Source organism: Burkholderia sp. (genome assembly GCF_018375725.1).
Taxonomy (GTDB): Bacteria; Pseudomonadota; Gammaproteobacteria; order Burkholderiales; family Burkholderiaceae; genus Burkholderia.
The window spans coordinates 1-8,208 of the sequence record NZ_JAHACR010000190.1; the positions used below are offsets into that span (position 1 = coordinate 1).

General features: G+C 66.5%; 11 protein-coding genes. 8 read left to right on the top strand and 3 right to left on the bottom strand.

Annotated elements, in window-relative coordinates:
- Nucleotides 1–6: 6 nt before the first annotated feature.
- The 4 genes from KH616_RS17535 to KH616_RS17550 all read left to right on the top strand — a co-directional run bounded on the left by KH616_RS17535 (nt 7) and on the right by KH616_RS17550 (nt 2,966).
- Entirely contained in the window at nt 7–1,005 is a 999-nt protein-coding gene (locus tag KH616_RS17535) for a homoserine kinase (protein ID WP_292248732.1), read from the top strand.
- Entirely contained in the window at nt 996–1,805 is an 810-nt protein-coding gene (locus KH616_RS17540) for a BPSS1780 family membrane protein (protein ID WP_292248707.1), read from the top strand. The genes KH616_RS17535 and KH616_RS17540 overlap by 10 nt, the downstream gene beginning before the upstream one ends.
- Nucleotides 1,806–1,948: 143 nt before the next feature.
- Entirely contained in the window at nt 1,949–2,398 is a 450-nt protein-coding gene (locus KH616_RS17545; protein ID WP_292248710.1) for a MarR family transcriptional regulator, read from the top strand.
- A gap of 148 nt (nt 2,399–2,546) precedes the next feature.
- A complete protein-coding gene (locus KH616_RS17550) occupies nt 2,547–2,966 on the top strand; it encodes an organic hydroperoxide resistance protein (protein ID WP_292248715.1) in 420 nt (139 codons plus the stop codon).
- Between the two features lie 106 nt (nt 2,967–3,072).
- On the opposite strand, the gene KH616_RS17555 is transcribed toward KH616_RS17550, so the two are convergent.
- Both KH616_RS17555 and KH616_RS17560 read right to left on the bottom strand, forming a co-directional pair.
- Nucleotides 3,073–3,249, bottom strand: coding sequence for a DUF3563 family protein (locus KH616_RS17555; protein ID WP_292248717.1), 177 nt, complete (start codon nt 3,247–3,249; stop codon nt 3,073–3,075).
- Between the two features lie 96 nt (nt 3,250–3,345).
- Nucleotides 3,346–4,446 (bottom strand): PHB depolymerase family esterase, encoded by a 1,101-nt coding sequence (locus KH616_RS17560; RefSeq protein ID WP_292248719.1) that lies wholly within the window; start codon nt 4,444–4,446, stop codon nt 3,346–3,348.
- Between the two features lie 244 nt (nt 4,447–4,690).
- On the opposite strand from KH616_RS17560, the gene KH616_RS17565 reads away from it, so the two are divergent.
- From KH616_RS17565 to KH616_RS17580, 4 genes are all read left to right on the top strand, one after another.
- The gene (locus KH616_RS17565) at nt 4,691–5,377 is read left to right on the top strand and encodes a phosphatase PAP2 family protein (RefSeq protein ID WP_292248721.1); all 687 of its coding nucleotides are present in this window, start codon (nt 4,691–4,693) and stop codon (nt 5,375–5,377) included.
- 135 nt (nt 5,378–5,512) lie between these two features.
- Entirely contained in the window at nt 5,513–6,310 is a 798-nt protein-coding gene (modA, locus tag KH616_RS17570) for a molybdate ABC transporter substrate-binding protein (protein WP_292248723.1), read from the top strand.
- 10 nt (nt 6,311–6,320) lie between these two features.
- Nucleotides 6,321–6,995 carry a molybdate ABC transporter permease subunit gene (gene modB, locus KH616_RS17575; protein ID WP_292248726.1) on the top strand — a complete coding sequence of 225 codons (675 nt, stop codon included), beginning with the start codon at nt 6,321–6,323 and terminating at the stop codon, nt 6,993–6,995.
- A gap of 1 nt (nt 6,996) precedes the next feature.
- On the top strand, nt 6,997–7,698 hold the full coding sequence (locus KH616_RS17580) for an ATP-binding cassette domain-containing protein (protein WP_292248728.1): 702 nt from the start codon (nt 6,997–6,999) through the stop codon (nt 7,696–7,698).
- A 157-nt stretch (nt 7,699–7,855) separates the two neighbouring features.
- Here the strand turns inward: KH616_RS17580 and KH616_RS17585 are convergent.
- Nucleotides 7,856–8,208 (bottom strand): TOBE domain-containing protein (locus KH616_RS17585; protein WP_292248730.1); only part of this gene is annotated, 353 nt, incomplete at its 5' end.

The following is an 8,208-nucleotide window of genomic DNA, read 5'->3' on the forward strand; positions in this document are numbered from 1 at the left end:
CTTCGCATGGCCGTTTTCACAGCTGTTTCCGATTCCGATCTCGCGCAATGGATGCGCCACTACGAGCTGGGCGATGTCGTCGCGTTCCGGGGCATTCCGTCCGGCATCGAAAACAGCAATTTCTTCCTGACGACGACGCGCGGCGAATACGTCCTCACGATCTTCGAGAAGCTCACGTCCGGACAATTGCCGTTCTATCTCGACCTGATGCGTCATCTGGCGCGCCACGGCGTGCCGGTGCCGGATCCCGTTCCGCGCGACGACGGCACTTTGTTCGGCGAACTGCACGGCAAGCCCGCCGCGATCGTCACGAAGCTCGACGGCGCCGCCGAACTGGCGCCGGGGACCGAACACTGCATCGAAGTCGGCCAGATGCTCGCCCGCATGCACCTCGCCGGCCGCGACTTCCCGAATCACCAGCCGAACCTGCGCAGCCTGCCCTGGTGGCAGGAAAACGTGCCGGCGATCGTGCCGTTCGTGAACAGCGAACAACGCGCGCTGCTCGAAAGCGAGCTCGCGCATCAGGCGCACTTTTTCGCGTCCGCCGATTACGATGCGCTCCCCGGCGGCCCGTGCCATTGCGACCTGTTCCGCGACAACGCGCTGTTTGCGCATGCCGCGCCGGACACCGGCCATCGCGTGCGGCTCGGCGGCTTCTTCGACTTCTATTTCGCCGGCTGCGACAAATGGCTGTTCGACGTCGCCGTCACGGTCAACGACTGGTGCGTCGACCTGGCGACGGGCGTGCTCGATACCGCACGCGCGGACGCGCTGCTGCGCGCGTACCAGACGATCCGGCCATTCACCGCCGAGGAGCGGCGCCACTGGAGCGACATGCTGCGTGCCGGCGCATACCGTTTCTGGGTGTCCCGGCTGTACGACTTCTACCTGCCGCGCGCGGCCGAGTTGCTCAAGCCGCACGATCCCGGCCATTTCGAACGCATCCTGCGTGAACGTATCCTGCATATGCCCGCGCTTCCTGAGACCCAAACCGCATGCAACTGATCGAAGTGCCCGCCAAAACGGGCTACGTCTGGTTCCGCCAAGGCATCTGGCTGTTCCGCCGAAACCCGCTCGCGTTCATTACGCTGTTCTTTACGTACCTGCTGGCGATCACACTGGTGTCGATGGTGCCGGTGATCGGCGCCGCCCTGCCGCTGCTGTTCATCCCCGGTATCGCGGTCGGCTTCATGGCCGCGTGCCGCGACACCATCGCGGGCAAGCCGGTCATGCCGACGATTCTCGTCGACGGCTTCCGCTCGTACGGCCACGTCACCACGCAGCGGCTGCTCGCGCTCGGCGGAATCTATGCCGTCACGATGGTGCTCGTGTTCGCCGTGTCGGCCATGTTCGACGGCGGCACGCTGTTCCAGGTGATGATCGGCGCGACCGGCGACAACCCGAATCCCGAGGCGTTCGCGGCACAGGGCACGCTCGGCGCGCTGCTGATCGCCACCCTGCTCTACGTGCCGGTCGCGATGCTGTTCTGGTTCGCACCCGTGCTGACCGCGTGGCACGACATTCCGCCGGCGAAGGCATTGTTCTTCAGCATCGTCAGCTGCTGGCGCAACCGCGGAGCGTTCACGGTCTACGGACTGCTGTGGTTCGGCGTTGCGCTCGGCGCGTCGCTCGGCCTGTCGCTGCTGCTGCAGGCGCTCGGCGCGGGTGCGTACGCGCTGACGGTCATGATGCCGATGACGATCATCATCGCCGCGATGCTGTACTGCTCGTTCTACGCGACCTATCGCGGCTGCTTCGGCGTGCAGGAGCCGGGCACATCGGCTCCGCCTGCGACCAGCCGCTGACCGCTCGAAGGCCGGCGTACGCTGCCGGCCTGCCCTTGCGCAGCACCCCCACCGCGTTCCGGCAATACTTGTCAATCACGCTGTTTCCGCGCAGAATGATTCGCACGCGAATCATTTGCACCAACGCCGCCCGCCGCCGAATCATGGATCGTCCACCCGTTCTTCCGCAAACGCTCGACGAACAACTGTGCTTTGCGCTCTATTCGACCTCGCATGCGATGACGAAAGCGTACAAGCCGTTGCTCGACAAGCTGTCGCTGACCTACCCCCAATATCTCGCAATGCTCGTGCTGTGGGAGCGTGACGATATCGCCGTCAAGGACATCGCCGCACGGCTCGACCTCGATCCCGCCACGGTCACGCCGCTACTCAAGCGCCTCGATGCGCTCGGCTATGTCGAACGCGTGCGCAGCGCGACCGACGAACGTGTCGTGCACGTACGCCTCACGGCGGCGGGGCGCACGCTGAAGGAAAAGGCGCGCTCCGTACCCGCCGACCTGTTCTGCGCCATGCGGCAAACGCCGGAATTCCTCGTCAGGCTGCGCGCGGATCTGAAGCTGTTACACGACGCATTGTCGACCGTCACGGACTGATGACCCGCATCCCGCCCGGCACTGCCGGGTCATTTTTTTGAATTTAATTTGCACACAAACTATTTGTGCTCTATATTTTGTTCGTGGCCAACGGCAACCTGCCTGAATGCCCTTCCCCTCGCCCTCAAATCCCGACAGGAGCAGCACGATGAACATTCTGTACAAGACGAGCGCAACCAGCACCGGCGGCCGTGATGGCCGCGCGGTTTCGTCAGACAACAAGCTGGATGTGAAACTCGCCGCCCCGCGCGAACTCGGCGGCACCGGCGCCGAAGGCACGAATCCGGAGCAACTTTTCGCTGCCGGTTACTCGGCGTGTTTCCTGAGTGCGATGAAGTTCGTCGCCGGCCAGAGCAAGCAGGCGCTGCCGGCCGATACGCAAGTGACCGTGGACGTGGGCATCGGTCCCAACGACGCCGGCGGGTTCGGGCTCGATATCGAGCTGCGCGTGTCGCTGCCGGGCCTCGACAAGGCGTCCGCACAGGCGCTCGTCGACAAGGCACATCAGGTATGCCCGTACTCGAACGCAACGCGCAACAACGTCCCGGTACGCCTGACCGTCATCTGACGCAATACGGCGCGAAATACAAAAAGGGCGCGTGCGGCTGTTGTGCCGCACGCGCCCTTTTGGCGCGAAATACCGAAACTGGGCGGGCTTGGCCGCCTGAGCGCAATCAGCGCGCGATCATCCAGGTCGAACGGCCCGTCGCAGCTTCGCGATCGAGCTTGCGCATGCGGAACTCGAGATCGTACCGGTCGCTGGCATCGGCCAGATAGGCCTCGGCACGCTCGCTCGCGCCCTGCTCGGAAGGCTTGGTCAACATCTGGAACAGGCGGCTTAGCAGGTACATGGTCGATCTCGCAAATCCAAGGGTTTTGAAGTAGGTGTTTTCCCTATTATAGGGAAAACCCTTAACTCTTGTCAGCAACGATCCTGCGGTGCGTCATTACGCCGCCACCGTGCGGCGATGCCCCTCGAAAAAAGACCAGACCAGTTCGCTTGCGTCCGGGCCGCCCGCCGCGTGAAACGGCACGGCATCGTCCCCGCCCGACCAGGCATGCGCGAGACCCTTGACGTGACAGACGCGCACGACAGACTCGTCGTTGCGGCGGTAATCGCGGGTCAGCGTGCCGTGCTCGAGCGTTTCGAGCATTTCCGCGCCATGCGGCGCACCACGCGAATCGGCGAGCCCGTTCAGACGCAGGAACTCGATCGACAGTTGATCGGCGTTCTTCGGTGCCACCACGTGATCGGCGTCGCCGTGAACGATCAGCGCAGGCATGCCGGGATACGTGCCCGGCTCGACCAGCGCATCGACCGCCTCTGCCGGATTCCGGTGTAATCCGCGCCGCATCACGTCCATCGCGGTGATGCCGGAATGCGCCTCGCCGAATGCCGGCCCGGAGTGCAGCGCAACGGCCGCAACGCGATCCGGGAAATGCACCGCAAGCAGCGACGCGAGGCCTGCACCGGCCGACAAGCCTGCGACATAGACGCGCGATGGGTCGAAACCGTGCTCGTCGACCAGCGCATCGATCAGGTTCGCGATGGCATGCGCCTCGCCCCGACCGGCGCGCTCGGTATCCTCGTACCAGTGCCAGCATCCGTGCGCATGCGCGCGCCGCGACTGCTCCGGATACAGCACGGCGAAACCGTGCCGATCGGCCAGCAAATTCATCCGCGTGCCTTGCGAGAATTCGTCGGCGCTCTGCTGGCAGCCGTGCAGCATCACGACGAGCGGCATGCCGGTGCGGCGGCCGCCGGGCGGGATGTACAGCCCGTACGTGAGATGCTGGACGAGGCGGCCGATCGCGGGCGCCATCGGGTGTTCGCCACGCGACCATTCGCCAGCCGCCCAGGCGGCCGCGCGGGGACGCACCCGCGACTCGCGGACGCGTTGCGGCGATAAATCGGCTTCGGCGGGCGACCCCGCGGCTTCGATCACGCCGCTGGCCAGTCGCTGCGCGTCGCGCGCCGCGCGTTTGGCGGACGGGGACAGCATGCGTTTCATGCCGCCCAGCCACACCTTCGTCAGACTTTTAGTCATCGATCGGGCTCGCAGTCAGAAATGGGGACGCTACGCAGAGCGTTTCGCTCGCTATTGTGCAATGCACAATAGCATGGTTGATGGGATTTTCCTTGTGCCTGAATAGTTCCCGTCACGACAAAAAGTCGGACGTGTGCCCGTGCGACGCTATACTGGCATCTCGCCGCTTGTATCCGTTGTAGTCGCACTTCCCGGCTCGCGTTAATTAAGCATCCGTTTCGCCCCCGCCCGTCTTCCGCCCCCGATGTTCGACCTGCCGTCTCACCTGTGGATCTCGATCACCGCGCTCGGCAGCGCCGGCCTCACCCTGCCGCTCGCCCTCACTGTCGCCGTCTGGCTCGCGCTCGGCTATTCGTGGCGGCGCGCCGCCGCGTGGCTTGCCGTGCTGGCGACGGCGATCGGCGTCGTCGCGCTCACGAAGATCGCGTTTCTTGGCTGGGGCATCGGCATCCGTACGTGGGATTTCACCGGCTTCAGCGGCCACGCGATGCTGTCCACGTCCGTCTATCCGGTCGCACTGTTCCTGGTGTTGATCCGTACGCGCGCGCCGGTGCGGCTGGCCGGCATCGGGCTGGGCCTTGCGGCAGGCATCGCGGTGGGCGTGTCGCGCGTTGTGCTGTCCGCGCATTCGCCTTCCGAATCGATCACCGGCTGCATCGTCGGCGCGCTGGCCGCGCTGGCATTCATCTGCGGCTCGTGGCGCGCCGAACCGCGCCGCTGGTCGGTTCCGGCCGTCTGCGCGAGTCTCGTGCTCGTCATCGTTGCGCTGCACGGCATCACCGTGCCGTCGCATCGCTGGGTGACGCAGGTCGCACTGCAGCTGTCCGGCCACGAACGCCCGTTCGTGCGTGCACGCTGGAAGGCGAATCCGAGCTATCGCCCCGCCGCGCAGTCGCGCACCGACATGCAGAAGCACATGCTGCACGCGTAGTCGGCCATCACTCGCCGCTGCCCGCAGACGCCCGTTCCCGTGTCTCCTCGCAATACATGGCCGCCGCCAAAATATAGAGCGTTATAACTGGCTCTATATTACGATTACGTTTTCGCTCACTCGAACGACATCGCCATGCGCTCAACCTTCCGTCCGCTTCGCCGTATCCTGCTCCGCCTGCTGCCGGTCGCCGCGCTCGCCACCGGAATCGCATTCCATGCGCCCGTCTACGCGGCCGACGAGCTCGTCGTATCGGCCGCCGCCAGCCTGACGAACGCGTTCAAGGCGGTCGGCGACGCCTATGAGAAGCAGCATCCGGGCACCAAGGTGCTGTTCAATTTCGGCGCCTCCGACGTGCTGATGCAGCAAATCGTGAAGGGTGCGCCGGCCGACGTGTTCGCATCGGCCGACCAGAAGGCGATGGATCGTGCAGCAGACGAGAAGGTGATTGCCCCCGGCACACGCCGCGACTTCGCCGCCAATTCGCTCGTGCTGATCGTGCCGGCGGACAGCCGCAAGGCGCCCGCGGCGCTGCACGACCTGACCGGGCCCGGCGTCAAGCGCGTCGCCTACGGCGATCCGGCTTCGGTGCCGGTCGGCCGCTACACGGAGGGCGCGCTGCGCGCGGCGGGCGTCTGGGACGCCGTCAGCGCAAAGGGCGTGCTGGCCGCCAACGTGCGCCAGAGCCTCGATTACGTCGCGCGCGGCGAAGTCGATGCCGGCTTCGTGTTCGGCACCGACGCGGCGATCATGCCCGACCGCGTGAAAGTCGCGCTGACCGTGCCGACGCAAACCGCGATCACCTACCCGATCGCCGTGGTCAAGGACAGCCATCACGCGGCGCAGGCGCGGTCGTTCGTCGACTTCGTCGCCTCGCCGCAGGGCCAGTCCGTGCTGGCGACCTTCGGCTTCAAACCCGCCGCCGGCAAGTGAGTTCGCCGCAATGCACGACGCCTGGATTCCGCTGCTGCTGTCACTGAAGGTTGCCGGCTGGGCGACCGCGCTCGATATCGTGCTCGGCGTCGCCGCCGCGTTCGGGCTCGCGCGCTGGCGCTCGCCCGCGCGCGACGTGGTCGACTCGCTGTTGACGCTGCCGCTCGTGCTGCCGCCGACCGTGCTCGGCTATTACCTGCTCGTGCTGCTCGGGCGGCACGGCGTGCTCGGTGCCTGGCTCGACACGCTCGGCATCCAGCTCGTGTTCACGTGGCAGGGCGCGGTGATCGCGTCGATGGTTGTCGCGTTTCCGCTGATCCTCAAGTCGGCGCGCGCCGCATTCGAAGGCGTCGACCCCCAACTGGAGCGCGCGGCACGCACGCTCGGCCTCGGCGAGGCCGCCGTGTTCTTCCGCGTGACACTGCCGCTTGCCGCCCGCGGGATCCTCGCGGGTGCGCTACTCGCGTTCGCGCGCGCGCTCGGCGAATTCGGCGCGACGCTGATGCTCGCGGGCAACCTGCCCGGGCGCACGCAGACGCTGTCGGTCGCCGTCTATGCGGCCGTCCAGGCCGGCGACGACAGCACCGCCACCGTGCTCGTCGTGGTCACGTCGCTCACCTGTGTGATCGTGCTCCTTGCGGCCGGACGTCTCGTGCCGACGCGCGCTCTGACGGGGGCACGCTGAAATGAGCCTTGCCGTCGACATTCGCAAGACTTATGCAACCGCGGAGCGCCATTTCGCGCTGGAAGTGTCGTTTACGACCACCGCGCAACGGGTCGTGCTGTTCGGGCCGTCCGGCGCAGGCAAGAGCCTGACGCTGCAGGCGATCGCCGGGCTGCTGACGCCGGACGCCGGCACGATCGCGCTGAACGGCGAGCCGCTGTTCGATGCCGCCCGGGGCATCGACGTCCCGACACGCGCACGGCGCGTTGCCTATCTGTTCCAGGACTACGCGCTATTCCCGCACCTGAACGTACGCCAGAACATCGCGTTCGGGCTGACCGCCGGCCTGCGCAATCCGCGCGCAAAGGCACTGCCGCCGGAAGTCGAGTACTGGCTGCGCGCATTCGAGCTCGACGCGCTCGCGGGGCATTTTCCGGCGCAACTGTCCGGCGGACAGAAGCAGCGCGTTGCGCTCGCGCGCGCGCTCGTCGCGCAACCGCGCATCCTGCTGCTCGACGAGCCGTTCGCGGCGCTCGACGGCGCCATGCGCCGGCGGATGCGGCAGGAACTGGCCGAACTGCAGGCGCGGCTCGACATTCCGATGATGCTGATCACGCACGACCCGGACGATGTTGCCGCATTCGGCGATCAGGTCGTGCCGTTGAACGATGGGCGTGTCCAGCCGGATGCGCCGCACACGGCGTGGCCGAGCCGCATTGCCTGAGGGCGCGCCGCCAGCGAATGATCCGGGCAGCGGCCCGCAGCCGCACACGCCGCATGGCGTGCCGACCGGTGGCGGAATACGGGCGACACTGACAGAGCGCGTCCAATCCGCCGTCCTCATCCGGCCGCACGAGCAGGCCCGTACCGAGACGCAGCCGTCAACCCGTCACCGCGAGAATCACGCTCGACGCCTTGAACAGCGCGATCGTCCGTCGGCCGGCAGCAAGGCCGAGCGCGTCAACGCTGTCGTTCGTGACAACGGCCGTCAGCGTCCCGCCGCCGTCGAGCGCGAGCGTCGCTTCGCTGTTGACCGCGCCACGCTTGATCGTCTCGACCACACCATGCAGCTGGTTCCGTGCCGACAGCTTGAGCGCCGGCCCGCCGTCGTAGACCGCGAGCATGATCCACGACGCCTTGACGAGCGCGCAGGCATCCGCGCCGACCGCCAGACCGAGCGCCTCGGTGCTTTCATGCGTCAGCACGGCAACGATCGCCTGTCCGCCCGGCAGCG

What these genes read in the sequence shown, in the direction of transcription:
- KH616_RS17540 (WP_292248707.1), top strand. Translation starts at nt 996, where the DNA reads ATGCAACTGATCGAAGTGCCCGCCAAAACGGGCTACGTCTGGTTCCGC.
- modB (WP_292248726.1), top strand. Translation starts at nt 6,321, where the DNA reads ATGCACGACGCCTGGATTCCGCTGCTGCTGTCACTGAAGGTTGCCGGC.
- KH616_RS17580 (WP_292248728.1), top strand. Translation starts at nt 6,997, where the DNA reads ATGAGCCTTGCCGTCGACATTCGCAAGACTTATGCAACCGCGGAGCGC.
- KH616_RS17555 (WP_292248717.1), bottom strand. Translation starts at nt 3,249, where the DNA reads ATGTACCTGCTAAGCCGCCTGTTCCAGATGTTGACCAAGCCTTCCGAG.
- KH616_RS17550 (WP_292248715.1), top strand. Translation starts at nt 2,547, where the DNA reads ATGAACATTCTGTACAAGACGAGCGCAACCAGCACCGGCGGCCGTGAT.
- KH616_RS17545 (WP_292248710.1), top strand. Translation starts at nt 1,949, where the DNA reads ATGGATCGTCCACCCGTTCTTCCGCAAACGCTCGACGAACAACTGTGC.
- modA (WP_292248723.1), top strand. Translation starts at nt 5,513, where the DNA reads ATGCGCTCAACCTTCCGTCCGCTTCGCCGTATCCTGCTCCGCCTGCTG.
- KH616_RS17535 (WP_292248732.1), top strand. Translation starts at nt 7, where the DNA reads ATGGCCGTTTTCACAGCTGTTTCCGATTCCGATCTCGCGCAATGGATG.
- KH616_RS17560 (WP_292248719.1), bottom strand. Translation starts at nt 4,446, where the DNA reads ATGACTAAAAGTCTGACGAAGGTGTGGCTGGGCGGCATGAAACGCATG.
- KH616_RS17565 (WP_292248721.1), top strand. Translation starts at nt 4,691, where the DNA reads ATGTTCGACCTGCCGTCTCACCTGTGGATCTCGATCACCGCGCTCGGC.